Here is a 16,646-nt window from a genome sequence, read left to right on the forward strand (position 1 = left end):
CTATTCGGCGACGACCGGCAGTCGGGCTGCGTCACGCGCGCGCCGCCGCTCGGTGAACCAGATTCCGATGATCGAGATTTCGTAGAGAATCACCAGTGGCACCGCGAGGGCGATCTGCGACCACAGGTCGGGCGGGGCCAGGATCGCGCCGACGATGGTCGCACCGACGATGGCGTAGCGCCGCGACTTGATCAGCTGCTGCCGTGTAATGATCCCGGCGCGTTCGAGCAGCATCAGCAGCACCGGCAGCAGGAACGCTACGCCAAATGCGATGATGAACTGCATGACCAGCGCGAGATAGTCGCCCATCGCCGGCAGGGCTTCCTGCGCCAGCCCGTTGCGGCCGCCATTGTGCTGGAAGCCCAGGAAGAACTTGAACGCGGTCGGCATGACCACGAAATACGCGAGGCTAGCGCCCATCGTGAACAGCACGGGCGTGGCGATCAGGAACGGCAGGAACGCGCGCTTCTCGCGCTTGTATAGGCCGGGCGCGACGAACGCCCACAACTGGTTGGCGATGACTGGGAAGGCGAGCACGAAGGCGGCGAACAGCGACACCTTGATGTCGACGAAGAACGCCTCGTACAGCTTGGTGTAGATCAGTTTTCCGCCCGAGCCGGGACCGAACGCTACCGCCAAGGGTCGGACCAGGAAATCGAAGATTCGCTGAGACTGGGTAAAGGCGATGCCGAAGCCGATGATCAGCGCACCGATGCACCACAGCAGCCGCCGCCGCAGCTCGATCAAGTGATCCATGAGCGGCGCCTTGCTGGCGTCGATATCGGCGTCGTCGCTCATGTTGCGGGGTGGACGGACGCGGGGTGAACCGGCGCGAGCGGCAACTCGGGCTCAGCGGCGCCGACGGTCGGAACTGCCTCGGACGCGGTCAGGTGCAGCTCGGGCAGCGCCTCGCTGGGCAGCGGCGGCTCCGGTAGCGGCCCCTCCGGCAGCGCCGTCATCGGCGTGGCGGTCATCAAGGATCCCGATGTCGCGGCGACGATCGCCGCGTTCTGCGCATCCCACTGCTTCTGCATTTCCTCGAGCTCGGACTCGCGCATCATCGTGTCGAAGCCGGCGCGGACATGGCGAGACATCGCGCGCGCCTTGCCGACCCACTGGCCGACGAAGCGCATGACACGCGGCAAGTCCTTCGGGCCGATCACCACCAGGGCGACGACCGCGATGAACAGGAACTCGCTGCCGTCGATACCGAACACGGCTACTGGCCTTTAAGGGCGCGGTGCTTCGCCGGGAGTCGGCGCGGGAGCATGCACGACCGGCGGGGCGGGTGCGACCGGGGGCTGGATCTGCTGCGTCACCGTGGTCGTGGGCGCGGTCGGGTCTTCGGCAAGACCCTTCTTGAAGCTGTTGATACCCTTGGCGAAATCACCCATCAGGTCGGAAATCTTGCCGCGGCCGCCGAACAGCAGCATGAACACGATAATGACCAGCAACCAGTGCCAGATGCTGAATGAACCCATGACGTAAACTCCTTCGCCCCTCCGATATGGGGCCCGTGACGCGCGCTTTCTAGCGCAGCGACGCGGCCACGTCATCCGGCGCGTCACTGCGTACGGTAGCCATCGTCTTGCACGCCGCGCGGGCGTCGTGTTAACGTAAACGTCAACCAACCGCCTGGGGAGGCTGATCGTGGACCTGAATTTTTCGCCCGAGGACATCGCGTTTCGCGACGAGGTCCGCAGCTTCATCGCGGCGAACTACCCCGCCGGGCTCCGGCAGAAATCCGAAGAGGGCGAGGAGCTGGCGAAGGAGGATTTCCTCAGCTGGCACCGCGCGCTCGCCAAGCAGGGCTGGGCCGGCATCGCCTGGCCCACGGAATACGGCGGCACCGGCTGGACCTCGGTCCAGAAGTACATCTTCGGGGAGGAGAGCGCCCGCGCCGACGCGATGCGGCTGCTGCCCTTTGGCCTCAACATGGTCGCGCCGGTGATCTGGACCTTCGGGACGCCCGAGCAGAAGGCGAAGCACCTGCCCGGCATCCTGTCGGGTGAGGTGTGGTGGTGCCAGGGCTATTCCGAGCCCGGCGCCGGCTCCGACCTCGCCTCGCTGCGCACCAAGGCCGAGCGCTTCACCGGCGACGACGGCAAGGAATATTACAAGGTCAACGGCCAGAAGACCTGGACGACGCTGGCCCAGCACGCCGACTGGGGCTTTTTCCTGGTCCGCACCAATTCCGAGGTGAAGGCGCAGGAGGGCATCAGCTTCCTTCTCATCGAAATGAAGACGCCGGGCATCACGGTCCGCCCGATCATCACGCTGGGCGGCGAGCATGAGGTCAACGAGGTCTGGCTCGAGGACGTCATCGTGCCGGTCGAGAACCGCGTCTACGAGGAAAACAAGGGCTGGACCTGCGCCAAGTTCCTGCTCGCCCACGAGCGCACCGGCATCGCGGGGGTCGCTGCCTCGAAGCGCGGCGTCGAGAAGATCAAGTCGATCGCGCGGACCGAGCTCGACAGCTTCGGCAGCGAGTCGAAGCCGCTGCTCGACAACCCGTTCTTCCGCCGCAAGGTCGCGGAACTCGAGATCGACTTGACCGCGCTCGAGTTCACCGAGCTGCGGACGCTGGCCGGCGAAAGCTCCGGCAAGGGCCCGGGGCCGGAGTCGAGCCTGCTCAAGATCAAGGGTACCGAAATCCAGCAGCGCATTACCGAACTCGCGCTGGAGGCGGTCGGCCACTACGGCGCGCCCTATTTCCGCGGCTTCGGCGAGGGTGACAACGAGCACCCGATCGGTCCCGACTACAGCCACCGCGCCGCACCGACCTACTTCAACATGCGCAAGACGAGCATTTATGGTGGATCGAACGAGATCCAGCGCAACATCATCGCGAAGATGGTGCTCGGGTTGTAATGTCTACCCTCTCCCCTTGAGGGGGAGGGACAGGTCGCACGTGCGACCAGGGTGAGGGTTCGCGCCCCGCCCCCTCATCCTGGCGCGAAGGCGCCTGTCCCTCCCCCTCAAAAGGAGAGGGAAGTATTCTCGGGGACCGACACATGGATTTCAACTTCAGCGACGAGCAGACTATGGTCCGCGACTCGGTCGCGCGCTACCTCGCCGATACCTACGATTTCGAGACCCGGATGAAGACCGTGCAGGGCGAGGCCGGCTGGAACCCCGCGGTATGGAAGGCCTTCGCCGAGGAGCTTGGTATCCTGGGTGCATCGTTCTCGGAGGCCCACGGCGGCCTCGGCGGCGGCGCGATCGACAACATGGTCATCATGGAGGAGATCGGCAAAGCGCTGGTCATCGAGCCGTATCTGTCGACTGTCGTCATCGGCGGCGGCTTCCTGAAGGCGGCCGGTGGCGCGCTGGCGGACACAGTCATCCCGCAGATCATCGCGGGCGAGGCGATCATCGCCTTCGCCTACGCCGAGCCGCAGGGCCGCTACAATCTCGCTGACCTGCGCACCACGGTGAAGCCCGACGGCGACGGCTTCACCCTCAATGGCCACAAGGCGGTCGTCCGCGACGCGCCGTTTGCGACCCATTTCATCGTCACCGCGCGCGGCAGCGGCGGCCAGCGCGACCGTGATGGTGTTTCGGTCGTCCTGCTCGCGGCGAATACGCCCGGTATCACCCGCCGCGACTACCCGACCGTCGATGGGGGCCGCGCCTCGGAAGTCTATTTCGAGAACGTCCACGTGCCCGCCGAAGCCTTCATCGGCACCCATGGTGCCGCGCTCGAGCTCGTCGAGCAGGTCGTCGACGAGGCCATCGCAGCGGTCTGTGCCGAGGGTGCGGGCGTCATGCGCCGCCTTCACGAGGGTACTCTCGACTACGCCCGCCAGCGCAAGCAGTTCGGCAAGGCGATCGCCGATTTCCAGGTGCTCCAGCATCGCATGGTCGACATGTTCATGGAGGTCGAGCAGGCGGTGTCGATGACGCTGATGGCGACGCTCCGTCTCGAGGACGCCGATCGCGGCAAGCACGTCTCGGCAGCCAAGAACAAGATCGCCCGCGGCATGCGCTTCACCGGCCAGGCCGCGGTCCAGATCCACGGCGGCATCGGCATTTCGAACGAGCTCGCAATCGGCCATTATTTCAAGCGCGGCACGATGATCGAGAGCCAGTTCGGCGACGGCGACTACCACCTCGCGCGCTTCGAAAGCCTGATGGACTGACATGGCGGGCGGCAGCGCGCCGCCGCCAACGCCCTGAACATCGATGCTACACGATCGGCGCTACAGGATCGGCGGGCCGCCGAACGGGGGGCCACCAGCCATGCCGCCGCGACCGCGCTTGCGGCCATGGTCACGCTTATCCATCTTCTCGAAGCGCGACCGCATCGACTTCGCGTCCGCGACGAAGGCCCGGCGGTCGGCGGTGCTGAGCCCCTGCAGGGCCTGCAGCACGGCTGCCTGACGCCGCGCGTGCATCGCGGTAGCGGCGTCGCGCTCGTCGTCCATGGCGCGCTTCAGTGCCTGCGGATCGAGCCGATCGGCACCCAGCACCGCAAGCATGTGGTCGCGCGCGGCCCCGACCCGGGCACGCTCGGCGCGGTCGACGTCGCTGCTCGGACGCAGCGCCTCGGTCACCGCGCGACGCCCGGCCTCGCTCATCCCGGCGAAGGGCCGCGGGCCGCGCCGGTCCATCTCGCGGCCATCCGGTCCGCCGGGGGGTGGTCCCTCGAACTGCGCCAGCGCCGGAACCGCTGCCAGCAGCGCGGCGGCCAGCATGCCGGCCCGCACCAGCCCGCCCCGTCTCGGCGTCGTCATAGCACGTCCTCTTCGTCCGGCGTCGTCGTGAACAGCGTCGAGAAAGCCCCGGCCGCGGTCAGCGGCGCGGCCGTTCCCGTGGACACGGTCGCCACCGGCACGGGAGCCGGAGTCGGCGTGCCGATCAGCAGCACTGCCGCCAGCGCTGCGGCAAGGCCGCCGCCGCCAGCCGCCCAGCGCCGCCACGGCCGCGCCGGCTGCAGCACGCGTGCCGCCGCCGCGCCCGCATCGACTCCGGCACCAACATCGCGCCGCGCCCACTCGCCGAGCATTGCGTCGAGCTCCGCGGCCTCGGCCTGCTGCGTTCGCAACGCGGGATTGCTGCGCAACGCGGCGATCACCGCCTCGCGTTCTTCGCCAGGCCAGCGCGCCGAGTCGGCACCGTAGCTGTCGAGGATTTCGCGCGCGCGCGCCGGGTTCGTCATCGTTCTCTTTCGGGTGCATCGCTGGCCAGCAGCGACTTTAATTCCATACGTGCACGTCCAAGCAATCCCTCGACGGCCTTGGGCGTGGTGTCCAGCGCAGCAGCGACTTCGGCCATGCTCGCGCCCTCGCCGTGGAACAGCGCGATGGCGGCGCGCTGGCGCGGATTGAGCATCGCCATTGCCGAGTCGATGCGGCGTGCGCGGGCGTTGGCGGCGGCAGCTTCGGCGGGATCGGGGCCAGGGTCGGCGATATCCCAGGCATCGTCGAGGGTCGTCGTGACCCGGTTCTGGACAAGGCGGATGCTACGGCGGCGGTCGAGGCAGAGGTTGACCAGCACGCGCCGGAACCAGGCACCGACGCTGCCGCGCTCAGGGTCATAGCGTCCTGCCAGCGTCCACAGCCGAGCCAGCGCGACCTGCACTACGTCTTCGGCGTCGGCGCGGTTGCCGAGCACGCGAGTCGCAAGCCCGAGCGCGCCGCCGTGGAGCTTGAGGACCAGCGCGGTGAACGCCTGCGCGTCGCCGTTCGCGACCCGCGCCATCAGCCGGGCATCTTCGTCGAGCGGTTCGATCTTCACAGCCTGCATACGCTCACGCTACGCCACTTGCGTCACCGATCCCCCGCAGCTCAGGCGACGGCGCGACTAACCAGCAATTTGTCGATCTTGCGGCCGTCCATGTCGACCACCTCGAAGCGCCAGTCGCCGACGACGACGACCTCGCCGGTCTCCGGCAGGTGCCGCAGTTCGCTCAGCAGATAGCCCGCGACGGTCTGGTAGTCGCGGCTGGTGGGCAGTTCGAGGCCGAGCCGGTCGGCCATTTCGTCGGCGGCGAGCGAGCCCGACAGCAGCCACGAGCCGTCCTCGCGCTGGACGCAGGCCTCGGTACCCTCGTCGATATCGGAGCGGAACGCCCCGGCGATCGCCGCCAGCAGGTCGGCAGGCGTGACGATGCCTTCGAAGTGCCCGTACTCGTCATGCACCAGCGCGATCGGGATGGCAGCGTCGCGCAGCACGGCTAGCGCGTCGACCGCGTCGATGACGTCGGGCAGCACCGGGGCTGGTTGTGCCAGTTCGCGCAGGTCGAGCGGCCGCCCTTCGATTAGCGCGGCGGCGATGTCGCGCGCCTGGATGACGCCGATCACCATGTCGACGGAGCCCTCGGCGACCAGCAGGCGGGTGTGCGGGGTCGCGACCAGTGCCGCGCGAGTCTCCTCGTCGCTGGCCCCGGCGTCGAGCCATTCGACCTTGTTGCGCGGGGTCATGACGCCGCGCACCCGCCGATCGGCGAGCCGCATAACGCCCGAGATCATCGCGCGCTCCTGGACTTCGATGACGCCGGCATGCTCGGCCTCGAGCACGACCGAGCGCAGTTCCTCCTCGGTTACGGAATGCTCGGCCTCGCGCTTCTGGCCCAGAAGCGCGAAGATGCCGGCGCTGGTCCGGTCGAGCACCCACGCGAAGGGTGTCGCGACGCGGGTCAGCCACGTCATCAGAGGCGCGACCGCGATGGCGATGCGCTCCGGCGAGCGCAGCGCGAACTGCTTGGGCACCAGCTCTCCGATGATGAGCGAGATATAGGTCGTGACCACGATGACTAGCCCGAAGCCGAGGTCTTCTGCGTTGGCGGGCGTCATGTGGGCGTAGGCGACGAGGCGCTCCGCGACCGGCCCGGCGAGCTGCTCGCCCGAATAGGCACCGCTGAAGATGGCGACCAGCGTGATGCCGATCTGGGCCGACGACAGGAAGCGCGCCGGGTCTTCGCCAAGCTTGAGCGCGGCCTGTGCGCCGCGGTTGCCGCGCGCCGCGAGGCCTGCCAGCCGCGGCCGCCGCGATGCGACGATCGCCAGCTCCGACATTGCCAGGAAGCCATTGAGGAAGATCAGCGCAACGATGATCGCGACATCGATCCAGGGGAAGGCGTTCATCGGCTCCTGCCGCGCGGGTTCGCGCTGGTCGGTTGGCTGTAGCGGCATCGCGCGCTTCGCGCCATCCGTTCATCGACACGACACCGATCCCGCGCTAGCCCGGCAGGAACGAGGAGACCGAATGAGCTCGCCGATCACGACCGTGCGTACCGTCGCCGCTGTCGCCGCCACCAGCCTGCTGCTTGTCGCCTGCACCAGTGCGCCCGCCCCCCAGCCCGTCAGCGCGCCCGTCGTGCGCGGCGCGAACGTGTCGGCGGCGATGCTCGGCCCGGTCCTCAACACCCGCCGGGTCCGCGTCCAGGCGACCAGCGCGGCGAGCATCGGCCCGGTGCCGAGCGGCGGCGTGGTCGCCTACATGGACCGGCAGGAGCGCGACCTCCGCGCGCGTACTGCGGACACCGGGGTCGAAGTCGTGCGCCAGGGTCAGAATATCGACCTGCGCATGACCAGCGGGATCACCTTCGATTTCAACGCCAGCACCGTCAAGGCGCAGTTCCGCACCACCATGATTGCCATCGCCCAGACGCTGGCGGCCTATCCGTCGACATTCGTCGATGTCGCGGGCTTCACCGATTCGCTCGGCACCGACCCGGTCAACCAGGCGCTGTCCGACCAGCGCGCCGCCGCGGTCGCCGACAATCTGGCGCGCCTCGGCGTCAACCGCGCTCGCATCGCCACCAAGGGCTACGGCAAGGCGCAACCGATCGCCTCGAACGCCGACGAGGCCGGACGGGCCCGCAACCGCCGGGTCGAAATCCACATCTCGCCGATCGTCGAAGACGACGTCCGCGGGCGCTACTGAGGCTCGCATGGCATCCATCCTCGTCCTTTACGGCTCCTACCGCTCCGACCGGACCGGCATCCGCCTCGCCGATTACCTGGTCCGCCGGCTTGGCGAACGCAGCCACGCGGTCGAGTTGATCGACGCCAAGGCGGTCGGCCTGCCGATGCTCGACCGCATGTTCAAGGAGTACGCGCCCGGCACCGCACCGCCCGCGATGGCAGACCTCGCCGCCAAGATCCGCGCTGCCGACGCCTTCGTGTTCGTCGCCGGCGAGTACAACTGGGGTATCCAGCCGGGCCTCAAGAACCTCACCGACCATTTCCTCGAGGAGTGGTTCTGGCGGCCCGCCGCGATCACCAGTTACTCCGCCGGACGGCTCGGCGGCGCGCGCGCGAACTCGATGTGGCACCCGGTGCTGACCGAGATGGGCATGGTCGTGGTCCCCAGCACGCTGACCGTCGGCCCGATCACCGGCGCGCTCGACGCGCACGGCCAGCCAACCGGCGATGCGGGCAAGGCGCTTGAGGGCAGCTTCGGGCGGTTCGCCGCCGACCTCGAATGGTGGACTGAGGCGGGCAAGGCCCAGCGCGCCAAGGGGCCACCGCCTTATTGAAGCCGAGCCTTCTGCTTTGCGGCGAAGAAGTAGAGTAAGCGGCGCGAATATGAACGAGAGTTGTCAGAGTTGATACCGTCACGATTTTTCTGCGAACTCGCTTTTGTGCCGTCCAGCGATGAGAAAGATCACAAGCCAGCGAGTCCGGCGTAACCACACTGTACCAGATGGGTAAACTGTAGGACAGCGCGGCTTACCGGTATAGGGCCCTCACTTCCGTTCGACCTGTGGATGCCCCGAAGACGATCACTCGAGTAAGGGCTGCGCATGGACGCCGAACGCACTGCCATTGCCGAAGACTGTCTCAAGGCCGCACACAACGGCAGCCTCAGTTTTCCCGAGATAATCGGAACTCTGCTCGAGGTAGGCTTCGAAGGTTATTCGGTCGACTATCGACGCAACAGCCAGACCTATTAGCTTCCGGACGGCTACACTATCGATCTAGCACTGCCATATCCCGTAGAATCGGTTGCAGCAGCTTTCGACAAAGCTGGTGTTGCGGCGCTGGTACGCTGGGCGCAAATCAATGATTCGGAATACAACTATTCTGCGTTCTCCGAAAAGGCGAAGGCAGCAGGCTGTGCCGGATATATCGTCTCGTTCCCAGGCCACCGGGTGGTCTATTACGGGCGCACTGCCGAAACGCACGTCGAACTCTTCCAGAAGTAGAAGCGCTTCTATCGACGCATATCGGGGTCGGTGGCGACGTTTCGCAGCCAATCGACCCGTTTAAACGATCGCCCCTGCCGATTACCGCCGCGAACCGCCGTTCTGGCTATCCCTCATTCCCACTCGATCGTCCCCGGCGGCTTCGACGTATAGTCGTACACCACCCGGTTGATGCCGGGGACCTCGTTGACGATGCGGGTCGCGCAGGCGCTGAGGAAGCTCGGGTCGAAGGGGTAGATGTCGGCGGTCATGCCGTCGACCGAGGTCACTGCCCTGAGCGCGCAGACGTTGTCGTAGGTGCGGCCGTCGCCCATCACGCCGACGGTGCGAACCGGCAGCAGGACCGCGAACGCCTGCCAGATCGCGTCGTACAGCCCGGCCTTGCGGATCTCGTCGAGATAGATGACGTCCGCTTTCCGCAACGTGTCGCAGCGCTCCCTAGTGACCTCGCCGGGGATGCGGATGGCGAGGCCGGGGCCGGGGAACGGGTGGCGTCCGACGAACGCCGGCGGCAGGCCGAGCTCGCGGCCGAGGACCCGGACCTCATCCTTGAACAGTTCGCGTAAGGGCTCGACGAGCTGCATGTTCATGCGCTCGGGCAGCCCGCCGACATTGTGGTGGCTCTTGATCGTGACCGAGGGCCCGCCGGTGTAGCTAACGCTCTCGATGACATCGGGGTAGAGCGTGCCCTGCGCCAGGAACCCAACACTGCCTTCCGGGCCGCCGATCTTCTTCGCCTCGGCTTCGAACACCTCGATGAAAGTCTTGCCGATGAACTTGCGCTTCGCCTCAGGGTCGGTGACACCCGCCAGGCCCGAAAGGAACAGGTCGGCGGCGTCCACGTGGACAAGCGGGATGTGGTAGTGCTCGCGGAACAGTCCGACGACCTGCTCGGCCTCCTGCGCGCGCATCAAGCCGTGGTCGACGAAGACGCAGGTCAGCTGGTCGCCGATCGCCTCGTGAATGAGGACCGCCGCAACCGCTGAGTCGACGCCGCCCGACAGCCCGCAGATGACCTTGCCGTCGCCGACCTGGGCGCGGATGTCGGCGACCTTGGCGGCGCGGTAGGCGTCCATGCTCCACGTCGCGGTGCACCCGGCAACATGGCGAACGAAATTGGCGAGCAGCTTGGCACCGTCGGGCGTGTGGACGACCTCGGGGTGGAACTGGACCCCGTAGCGGCGGTGTTCGTCGTCGGCGATGGCTGCGAACGGCGCACCTTCGGTGGTCGCGACGACGCGAAAGCCGGCCGGGATGGCGTCGATGCGGTCGCCGTGGCTCATCCAGACCTGGTGGCGCTCGCCCGCCTTCCACAGCCCGTCGAACAGCATGCAGTCGGCGGCGATGTCGATGAAGGCGCGGCCGAACTCGCGGTGGCTGGACGGCAGCACCGAGCCGCCGAGCTGCGCCGCCATGGTCTGCTCGCCGTAGCAGATGCCGAGCACGGGCACGTTGCTGTCGAACAACGCCTGCGGGGCGCGCGGGCTGCCGATCTCGGTGGTCGAGGCCGGGCTGCCGGACAGGATGACGCCACGAGGCTGCAGGCGCTCAAGCGCTTCCTCTCCCTTGGAGAACGGCACCAGCTCGCAATAGACACCGGCCTCACGGACGCGGCGGGCAATCAACTGCGAAACCTGACTGCCGAAGTCGAGGATCAGGATGGCTTCGGGGTGTGCGGACATGCGCTCCCCTAAAGCCAAGCGGCCGGGCTGTCACCCCCGGCCATCATGTCCTCTAGCCGAGGCGGATGCCGGTGACCTGCCCGTAGGCGGCGCGGCACGAGAAGCCGAGGCGCTGCAGCGGCGCGTTCTGGCCGCGGTCGATCTCGAGGTAGCCGAGCACGTTGGCACCGCCCTCGATCGGATCGACGCGGTCGATGCCGGTCACGTGAGCGCGACCGCCACGGGTCTCAGCCTGTTGCTCGGCGGCGCGGGTGCAATCCTCGACCGGGCCGTTCTCCGCCGAATTACGACCGTCGAGCGCTTCCGGGGGCGGCGGCGGACCGGCCTCGCCATAGACTTCGGGCTCATAGCCCTGGGCGTAACCCGGCTGCGGCGACGGATCGCCGTAATAGACCGGAGGCTGGTCACGGTTGTTGTTCGAGGCCGCGACCGCGATGCCGCCGATGATCGCCGCACCGAGCAAGGCACCGCCGAGGCCGATACCGCCACCGCGATGATAATTGTGGTAGCCGCCATGATAGCCGCCGTAACGGCGCGCCTCGGCGGGAGCGCTGGCCAGCGCGAGCGACAGGACGAGGGCGATTCCGGTATTGCGGGCGATGCGGTTTGCGACGGTCATTGATCGTCTCCTTCGACCCGGTTGTAGGCGGAACGGGCTATACCGTCGATGAACCGATCAGGCGGCGAGCCGCTGGAGTCCGGCGCGCCAGTTCTCGGGGAGTGACGTGGGCCGGCGATGCGCGCGGTCGACGTAGACGTGGACGAAGAAGCCCTCCGCGGCGGCCTCTGCGACGCCGGCCGTGAACAGCCCGACTTCGTAACGGACGCTCGATCGGCCGAGCATCGCGACGCGCAACCCGAGCTCGACGACCTCAGGAAAGGACACCGGGCGGGCGTAGCGGCAGCCGGTCTCGACGACGAGGCCGATCAGCACCCCACCCGTAATGTCGAGCAGCCCGGCCTCGACGAGATAGGCGTTCACCGCGGTGTCGAACAGGCTGTAGTGAACGACGTTGTTGACGTGCCCGTAGGCGTCGTTGTCCATCCACCGCGTCGCGACCGAGCGAAACACCGGGTAGGCGTCTCTCGGCCGGAACGGCGCCGGCATCGGACTCGGCTCAAGCGGCTTCGTCGAACTCTTCGACCGGGCCCGAATCCTGGCCCTTGGCGCTGGTGTCGCGGTCGACGAACTCAACGATTGCCATCGGGGTCGCATCGGAGCGGCGCAGGCCGGCCTTGACGATGCGGATGTAGCCGCCCTCACGGGTGGCGTAGCGCTCGGCCAGGATGTCGAACAGCTTGACCAGCTGGACATCGTCCTTGAGGCGGGCGTCGGCGAGGCGGCGGTTCGACAGACCGCCATGCTTGGCGAGCGTGATCAGCTTCTCGACGTACGGGCGGATTTCGCGCGCCTTCGGGAGCGTCGTCTTGATCTGCTCGTGCTTGATCAGGCTGGCGGCCATGTTGCGGAACATCGCAAGGCGATGGCTCGTGGTCCGGCCGAGCTTCCGGTTCGAATTGCCGTGACGCATGGTATTTCCTTCGTTCGTTCGGGGGCCGTGTCAGGTACCCCGGAGCAGGCCGCGCGAAATTGCGCGGCCTATTTCCGTCGGCGCGAGGCTTAGTATTCGGCTTCGAGCTTCTTCGCCATCTCCTCGATGTTCTCGGGCGGCCAGCCGGGGATTTCCATACCCAGTCGCAGCCCCATCGCGGTCAGCACTTCCTTGATCTCATTGAGCGACTTGCGGCCAAAGTTCGGGGTCCGCAGCATCTCGCTCTCGGTCTTCTGAACGAGGTCGCCGATGTAGATGATGTTGTCGTTCTTGAGGCAGTTCGCCGAACGCACCGACAGCTCGAGCTCGTCGACCTTCTTGAGCAGGAAGCGGTTGAGCGTCGCGGTGTCGTCGATCTCGATCGGGCCGCCGGTGTGGACGGCGTGGCTGACCTGCGTGACCTGCGACGGCTCGTCGAAGTTGACGAACAGCTGGAGCTGGTCCTGCAGGATTCGCGCGGCATAGGCGAGCGCATCGTCCGGGGTCAGCGTGCCGTCGGTCTCGACGGTGATGTTGAGCTTGTCGTAATCGAGCTCCTGCCCGACGCGGGTGTTCTCGACCTTGTACGCGACCTGGCGCACTGGCGAGTACAGGGCATCGACAGGAACCAGCCCGATCGGCGCATCGGCCGGGCGGTTGGCCGACGCCGGGACATAGCCCTTACCGGCCTCGATGGTCAGCTCCATGTTGAGCGTGGCGCCCTCGTCGAGGGTGCAGATAACCAGCTCCGGGTTCATGATCTCCATGTCGCCGGTGACGGCGATCTGGCCGGCCGTGACGGGGCCCGGTCCGGTCGCCGACAGATGCACACGCTTGGCCTGATCGCCCTGCATGCGCACTGCGATCTGCTTGATGTTGAGGACGATGTCGGTCACATCCTCGCGAACGCCGGCGAGCGACGAGAACTCGTGCAGCACGCCGTCCATCTTGATCGCGGTGACCGCGGCCCCCTGGAGCGACGACAGCAGGACGCGGCGCAGCGCGTTGCCCAGCGTCAGGCCGAAGCCACGCTCGAGCGGCTCGGCAACGAAGACGCCCTTGCGGCGGCTGTCGACGCCGGGCTTGCTCTCAAGCCGATTCGGCTTCTTAAGTTCGGTCCAGTTCTTTGCAATGACTGCCATTTTTTCCACCTCGGGGGGCTGGGATCGCGCGGGTCGTCACCCGTCGATCGAATTAGAGTGCCGCGACCGCGCAATCGCGGACGACGGCTACGGCAGCGTCAGACGCGGCGGCGCTTCGGAGGCCGAACGCCGTTGTGCGGGATCGGCGTCACGTCGCGGATCGCGGTGATGTTGAAGCCGACCGCCTGCAGGGCACGCAGCGCGCTCTCGCGACCCGAACCCGGACCGCGAACCTCGACCTCGAGGGTCCGCACGCCGTGCTCGGCGGCCTTCTTGCCGGCGTCTTCGGCGGCCATCTGGGCGGCGTAGGGCGTCGACTTGCGCGACCCCTTGAAGCCCATCGTGCCGGCCGACGACCAGGCAATCGCATTGCCCTGCGCGTCGGTGATGGTGATCATCGTATTGTTGAAGCTGGCGTTCACATGCGCAACGCCAGAGGTGATGTTCTTGCGCTCGCGGCGCTTGATGCGGGCTGGTTCACGGGCCATCGGTCTATCCTGAAACTGGAGCGAAGTTTACGACTGGTGCGCATAAACGCACTTATCGCTTACTTCTTCTTGCCGGCGATCGGCTTGGCCTTACCCTTGCGGGTGCGGGCATTGGTGTGGGTGCGCTGGCCGCGAACCGGCAGGCCGCGACGGTGACGCAGGCCACGGTAGCAGGCGAGGTCCATCAGGCGCTTGATGTTCATCGCGGTCTGGCGACGCAGGTCGCCCTCGACCGAGAACTCCTTGTCGATCTTCTCGCGGATCTGCAGCACCTCGGCGTCGGTCAGGTCCTGGACCCGACGCTCGCGCGGGAAACCGAGGTCGGTGACGATACCGAGAGCCTTGGTCCGGCCAATGCCGTGGATATAAGTCAGCGCGATCTCGACGCGCTTGTTGGTCGGGATGTTAACACCCGCGATACGTGCCACGTTTACGTTCTCCCAAGCTCCACGGGCTGCCCGGGCTGGCACCCCATCTCAAAGCACGAAACCGGTGCGGCCGCAGCCACCCCGGTCAGGTTCATCCGGTCAATCGGAAGCGGGCTAGCTAGGCAGCGAATCCCGCAATGTCAAGTCACTTACGAATTTGTTCCGCGGACCGGTGCGTTTCCGAGCACCTCGTCGATGGCCTTTGCCACCACGTCCATGCTCGCCATGCCGTCCACCCGCGAAACCAAGCCTTTGGCTTCGTAATACGGCAGGATCGGCGCGGTCTTGGCGCGGTACTCGGCCATCCGGGTGCGGACGACCTCGGCGTTGTCGTCGGGGCGGCGCTTGAACTCGTGGCTGCCACAGACGTCGCAGACCCCCTCGACCTTCGGCTGCTTGGTGCGGTCATGGTAGAGCGCGCCGCACTTCACGCAGGTGAAGCGTCCGGTGATGCGGTCGACCAGCGCGTCCTCGTCGACCTCGAGCTCGATGACGTGGTCGAGCTTCAACCCCTTGGCGGCGAGCATCGCGTCGAGCGCCTCGGCCTGGGCCTGGGTTCGCGGGTAGCCGTCGAGAATGAACCCCGGATGGTCCGACGGCACGTCGAGGCGCTCGGCAATCAGACCGTTGACGATGTCGTCGGAGACCAGTTCTCCGGCGTCCATGACCGATTGGGCGCGCTTGCCGAGCTCGGAGCCCGACTTGATCGCGGCGCGCAGCATGTCACCGGTCGACAGCTGGACCAAGCCTCGGTTAGCCGTGAGGCGTTCGGCCTGGGTGCCCTTGCCCGCCCCTGGCGGTCCGAGCAGGACAAGTATGATCAACGGCGATTTCCCCTGAGCTTGGACTTCTTGATGAGCCCTTCGTACTGGTGTGCGAGCAGGTGCGACTGGATCTGTGCAACGGTATCCATCGTGACGTTGACGACGATCAGCAGGCTGGTGCCGCCGATCGCGAGCGTGCCGAGACCCATCTGCGCGGTCAGGAATTCCGGCAGCAGGCAGATCAGGGTCAAATAGGCGGCGCCGATGACGGTCACGCGGGTAAGGACGTAGTCGAGGTACTCGCTGGTGCGCACGCCCGGCCGGATGCCGGGAATGAAGCCGCCGTACTTCTTGAGGTTCTCAGCCGTCTCCTCGGGGTTGAAGACCACCGCGGTGTAGAAGAAGCTGAAGAAGATGATGCCCGCCGCGTACAGCAGCATGTACAGCGGCTGGCCGTGCTGGAGCGCGGCGGTGACGGTCAGCAGCCAGTCGGGGCCGGTGCCGGTACGCCCGGCGAACTGCGCCACGGTCAGCGGCATCAGCAGCAGCGACGACGCGAAGATCGGCGGGATGACGCCCGATGTATTAATCTTCAGCGGCAGGTGCGAGCTGTCGCCCTGGAACATCTTCGATCCCACCTGGCGCTTTGGATACTGGATAAGGATCCGCCGCTGGGCCCGCTCCATCAGGCAGATGAAGGCGATGGTGGCGAGCGCGATGATGCCGATCAGCACCAGGAAGCCGCCGTTGATCGCGCCGGTCCGTGCCTGCTCGAACAGCTGGCCGATCGACATCGGCAAATGCGAGACGATGCCGGCCATGATGATCAGCGAAATGCCATTACCGATGCCGCGGCTGGTGATCTGCTCGCCGAGCCACATCAGGAACATGGTGCCGCCGATCAGCGTGATGACGGTGGTGATGCGGAAGAACCAGCCCGGGTCGATGACGGCGGTGCCGCCGCCCCAGCTCTCGAGGCCGGCGGCGATGCCGTAGCCCTGGATCGCGGTGAGCAGCACGGTGCCGTAGCGGGTGTACTGGTTGAGGCGCTTGCGGCCGCTTTCGCCTTCCTTCTTCAGGGTGGCGAGGCTGGGGACCAGCGAGGTCATCAGCTGGATGATGATCGAGGCCGTGATGTACGGGGTCACGCCAAGCGCGATCAACGACATGCGCTGCAGCGCGCCGCCCGAGAACATGTTGAAATAGTCGAGGGCGCCGCCCTTGGTGGTGTCGAACAGCGACGCCAGCGCAGCGGGATCGACGCCGGGCAGCGGTACGAACGACACCAGCCGGAAGACGATCAGCGCGCCGAGGGTGAACCACAGGCGCTTCTTGAGTTCGGTAGCCTTGCCGAAGTTCGCGAAGCTGAGCTGCGCGGCCATTTGCGCTTGTGACGCCATTCTCGTTCCCACCCGTGCGGGCCGCAAAGGGGGCCCGCTGGCCTAGATAGGCAGGC

The 16,646-nt window shown here is 66.7% G+C and carries 21 protein-coding genes; 5 read left to right on the plus strand and 16 right to left on the minus strand.

The window, feature by feature from the left end; all coding sequences use genetic code 11:
- Genes tatC through KX816_16495 form a run of 3 tightly spaced genes read right to left on the minus strand, consistent with a single transcriptional unit; the run spans nucleotide 1 to nucleotide 1,481 of the window.
- Nucleotides 1–798, minus strand: a complete 798-nt coding sequence (gene tatC, locus KX816_16485; GenBank protein ID QXQ05792.1) for a twin-arginine translocase subunit TatC — start codon at nucleotides 796–798, stop codon at nucleotides 1–3.
- The gene (gene tatB, locus KX816_16490) at nucleotides 795–1,217 is read right to left on the minus strand and encodes a Sec-independent protein translocase protein TatB (protein ID QXQ05793.1); all 423 of its coding nucleotides are present in this window, start codon (nucleotides 1,215–1,217) and stop codon (nucleotides 795–797) included. Before tatB ends, tatC begins: the two co-directional genes overlap by 4 nt.
- 12 nt (nucleotides 1,218–1,229) lie before the next feature.
- The gene (locus KX816_16495) at nucleotides 1,230–1,481 is read right to left on the minus strand and encodes a twin-arginine translocase TatA/TatE family subunit (GenBank protein QXQ05794.1); all 252 of its coding nucleotides are present in this window, start codon (nucleotides 1,479–1,481) and stop codon (nucleotides 1,230–1,232) included.
- 169 nt (nucleotides 1,482–1,650) lie between these two features.
- Here KX816_16495 and KX816_16500 point away from each other — a divergent pair, with 169 nt between their 5' ends.
- Together KX816_16500 and KX816_16505 are read left to right on the plus strand one after the other, a co-directional pair.
- Nucleotides 1,651–2,871, plus strand: coding sequence for an acyl-CoA dehydrogenase family protein (locus KX816_16500; GenBank protein ID QXQ05795.1), 1,221 nt, complete (start codon nucleotides 1,651–1,653; stop codon nucleotides 2,869–2,871).
- A gap of 143 nt (nucleotides 2,872–3,014) precedes the next feature.
- The gene (locus KX816_16505; protein ID QXQ05796.1) at nucleotides 3,015–4,142 is read left to right on the plus strand and encodes an acyl-CoA dehydrogenase family protein; all 1,128 of its coding nucleotides are present in this window, start codon (nucleotides 3,015–3,017) and stop codon (nucleotides 4,140–4,142) included.
- Between the two features lie 60 nt (nucleotides 4,143–4,202).
- Here KX816_16505 and KX816_16510 read toward each other — a convergent pair whose 3' ends face one another.
- The 4 genes from KX816_16510 to KX816_16525 are packed head-to-tail and all read right to left on the minus strand — an operon-like array spanning nucleotide 4,203 to nucleotide 7,088.
- The gene (locus KX816_16510) at nucleotides 4,203–4,736 is read right to left on the minus strand and encodes a periplasmic heavy metal sensor (GenBank protein ID QXQ05797.1); all 534 of its coding nucleotides are present in this window, start codon (nucleotides 4,734–4,736) and stop codon (nucleotides 4,203–4,205) included.
- Nucleotides 4,733–5,161, minus strand: a complete 429-nt coding sequence (locus KX816_16515; protein QXQ05798.1) for a hypothetical protein — start codon at nucleotides 5,159–5,161, stop codon at nucleotides 4,733–4,735. The genes KX816_16510 and KX816_16515 overlap by 4 nt, the downstream gene beginning before the upstream one ends.
- Nucleotides 5,158–5,739: a sigma-70 family RNA polymerase sigma factor gene (locus tag KX816_16520; GenBank protein ID QXQ05799.1), complete on the minus strand. Its 582-nt coding sequence runs from the start codon at nucleotides 5,737–5,739 to the stop codon at nucleotides 5,158–5,160. Before KX816_16520 ends, KX816_16515 begins: the two co-directional genes overlap by 4 nt.
- A gap of 50 nt (nucleotides 5,740–5,789) precedes the next feature.
- Nucleotides 5,790–7,088: a hemolysin family protein gene (locus tag KX816_16525; protein QXQ05800.1), complete on the minus strand. Its 1,299-nt coding sequence runs from the start codon at nucleotides 7,086–7,088 to the stop codon at nucleotides 5,790–5,792.
- A gap of 121 nt (nucleotides 7,089–7,209) precedes the next feature.
- On the opposite strand from KX816_16525, the gene KX816_16530 reads away from it, so the two are divergent.
- From KX816_16530 to KX816_16540, 3 genes are all read left to right on the plus strand, one after another.
- Nucleotides 7,210–7,890, plus strand: coding sequence for an OmpA family protein (locus tag KX816_16530; protein QXQ05801.1), 681 nt, complete (start codon nucleotides 7,210–7,212; stop codon nucleotides 7,888–7,890).
- Nucleotides 7,891–7,897: 7 nt separating this feature from the next.
- Nucleotides 7,898–8,485, plus strand: a complete 588-nt coding sequence (locus KX816_16535; protein ID QXQ05802.1) for an NAD(P)H-dependent oxidoreductase — start codon at nucleotides 7,898–7,900, stop codon at nucleotides 8,483–8,485.
- Between the two features lie 267 nt (nucleotides 8,486–8,752).
- The gene (locus KX816_16540; GenBank protein QXQ05803.1) at nucleotides 8,753–8,902 is read left to right on the plus strand and encodes a hypothetical protein; all 150 of its coding nucleotides are present in this window, start codon (nucleotides 8,753–8,755) and stop codon (nucleotides 8,900–8,902) included.
- A gap of 365 nt (nucleotides 8,903–9,267) precedes the next feature.
- Here KX816_16540 and guaA read toward each other — a convergent pair whose 3' ends face one another.
- The 9 genes from guaA to secY form a co-directional block, all read right to left on the minus strand.
- Nucleotides 9,268–10,836: a glutamine-hydrolyzing GMP synthase gene (guaA, locus tag KX816_16545; GenBank protein ID QXQ05804.1), complete on the minus strand. Its 1,569-nt coding sequence runs from the start codon at nucleotides 10,834–10,836 to the stop codon at nucleotides 9,268–9,270.
- 52 nt (nucleotides 10,837–10,888) lie between these two features.
- Entirely contained in the window at nucleotides 10,889–11,455 is a 567-nt protein-coding gene (locus KX816_16550; protein ID QXQ05805.1) for a hypothetical protein, read from the minus strand.
- Between the two features lie 57 nt (nucleotides 11,456–11,512).
- A complete protein-coding gene (locus tag KX816_16555; protein ID QXQ05806.1) occupies nucleotides 11,513–11,944 on the minus strand; it encodes a thioesterase family protein in 432 nt (143 codons plus the stop codon).
- Between the two features lie 10 nt (nucleotides 11,945–11,954).
- Nucleotides 11,955–12,368: a 50S ribosomal protein L17 gene (gene rplQ / locus KX816_16560; protein QXQ05807.1), complete on the minus strand. Its 414-nt coding sequence runs from the start codon at nucleotides 12,366–12,368 to the stop codon at nucleotides 11,955–11,957.
- Nucleotides 12,369–12,457: 89 nt separating this feature from the next.
- Nucleotides 12,458–13,510 (minus strand): DNA-directed RNA polymerase subunit alpha, encoded by a 1,053-nt coding sequence (locus KX816_16565; GenBank protein QXQ05808.1) that lies wholly within the window; start codon nucleotides 13,508–13,510, stop codon nucleotides 12,458–12,460.
- A gap of 98 nt (nucleotides 13,511–13,608) precedes the next feature.
- Nucleotides 13,609–13,998, minus strand: coding sequence for a 30S ribosomal protein S11 (gene rpsK / locus KX816_16570; protein QXQ05809.1), 390 nt, complete (start codon nucleotides 13,996–13,998; stop codon nucleotides 13,609–13,611).
- A gap of 59 nt (nucleotides 13,999–14,057) precedes the next feature.
- On the minus strand, nucleotides 14,058–14,426 hold the full coding sequence (gene rpsM / locus KX816_16575; GenBank protein QXQ05810.1) for a 30S ribosomal protein S13: 369 nt from the start codon (nucleotides 14,424–14,426) through the stop codon (nucleotides 14,058–14,060).
- 149 nt (nucleotides 14,427–14,575) lie between these two features.
- Nucleotides 14,576–15,247 carry an adenylate kinase gene (locus tag KX816_16580; protein ID QXQ08631.1) on the minus strand — a complete coding sequence of 224 codons (672 nt, stop codon included), beginning with the start codon at nucleotides 15,245–15,247 and terminating at the stop codon, nucleotides 14,576–14,578.
- The gene (gene secY / locus KX816_16585; GenBank protein ID QXQ05811.1) at nucleotides 15,247–16,590 is read right to left on the minus strand and encodes a preprotein translocase subunit SecY; all 1,344 of its coding nucleotides are present in this window, start codon (nucleotides 16,588–16,590) and stop codon (nucleotides 15,247–15,249) included. The genes KX816_16580 and secY overlap by 1 nt, the downstream gene beginning before the upstream one ends.
- Between the last annotated feature and the right edge of the window lie 56 nt (nucleotides 16,591–16,646).

This window comes from Sphingosinicellaceae bacterium, from assembly GCA_019285715.1.
In the GTDB taxonomy this organism is placed as follows: domain Bacteria; phylum Pseudomonadota; class Alphaproteobacteria; order Sphingomonadales; family Sphingomonadaceae; genus Glacieibacterium.

Bases quoted from the DNA above. Each gene is read 5' to 3' on its own strand.
- tatC (QXQ05792.1), bottom strand. From the start codon at position 798: ATGAGCGACGACGCCGATATCGACGCCAGCAAGGCGCCGCTCATGGAT.
- KX816_16495 (QXQ05794.1), bottom strand. From the start codon at position 1,481: ATGGGTTCATTCAGCATCTGGCACTGGTTGCTGGTCATTATCGTGTTC.
- KX816_16505 (QXQ05796.1), top strand. From the start codon at position 3,015: ATGGATTTCAACTTCAGCGACGAGCAGACTATGGTCCGCGACTCGGTC.
- KX816_16510 (QXQ05797.1), bottom strand. From the start codon at position 4,736: ATGACGACGCCGAGACGGGGCGGGCTGGTGCGGGCCGGCATGCTGGCC.
- KX816_16515 (QXQ05798.1), bottom strand. From the start codon at position 5,161: ATGACGAACCCGGCGCGCGCGCGCGAAATCCTCGACAGCTACGGTGCC.
- KX816_16525 (QXQ05800.1), bottom strand. From the start codon at position 7,088: ATGAACGCCTTCCCCTGGATCGATGTCGCGATCATCGTTGCGCTGATC.
- KX816_16530 (QXQ05801.1), top strand. From the start codon at position 7,210: ATGAGCTCGCCGATCACGACCGTGCGTACCGTCGCCGCTGTCGCCGCC.
- KX816_16535 (QXQ05802.1), top strand. From the start codon at position 7,898: ATGGCATCCATCCTCGTCCTTTACGGCTCCTACCGCTCCGACCGGACC.
- KX816_16540 (QXQ05803.1), top strand. From the start codon at position 8,753: ATGGACGCCGAACGCACTGCCATTGCCGAAGACTGTCTCAAGGCCGCA.
- guaA (QXQ05804.1), bottom strand. From the start codon at position 10,836: ATGTCCGCACACCCCGAAGCCATCCTGATCCTCGACTTCGGCAGTCAG.
- KX816_16550 (QXQ05805.1), bottom strand. From the start codon at position 11,455: ATGACCGTCGCAAACCGCATCGCCCGCAATACCGGAATCGCCCTCGTC.
- KX816_16555 (QXQ05806.1), bottom strand. From the start codon at position 11,944: ATGCCGGCGCCGTTCCGGCCGAGAGACGCCTACCCGGTGTTTCGCTCG.
- rplQ (QXQ05807.1), bottom strand. From the start codon at position 12,368: ATGCGTCACGGCAATTCGAACCGGAAGCTCGGCCGGACCACGAGCCAT.
- KX816_16565 (QXQ05808.1), bottom strand. From the start codon at position 13,510: ATGGCAGTCATTGCAAAGAACTGGACCGAACTTAAGAAGCCGAATCGG.
- rpsK (QXQ05809.1), bottom strand. From the start codon at position 13,998: ATGGCCCGTGAACCAGCCCGCATCAAGCGCCGCGAGCGCAAGAACATC.
- secY (QXQ05811.1), bottom strand. From the start codon at position 16,590: ATGGCGTCACAAGCGCAAATGGCCGCGCAGCTCAGCTTCGCGAACTTC.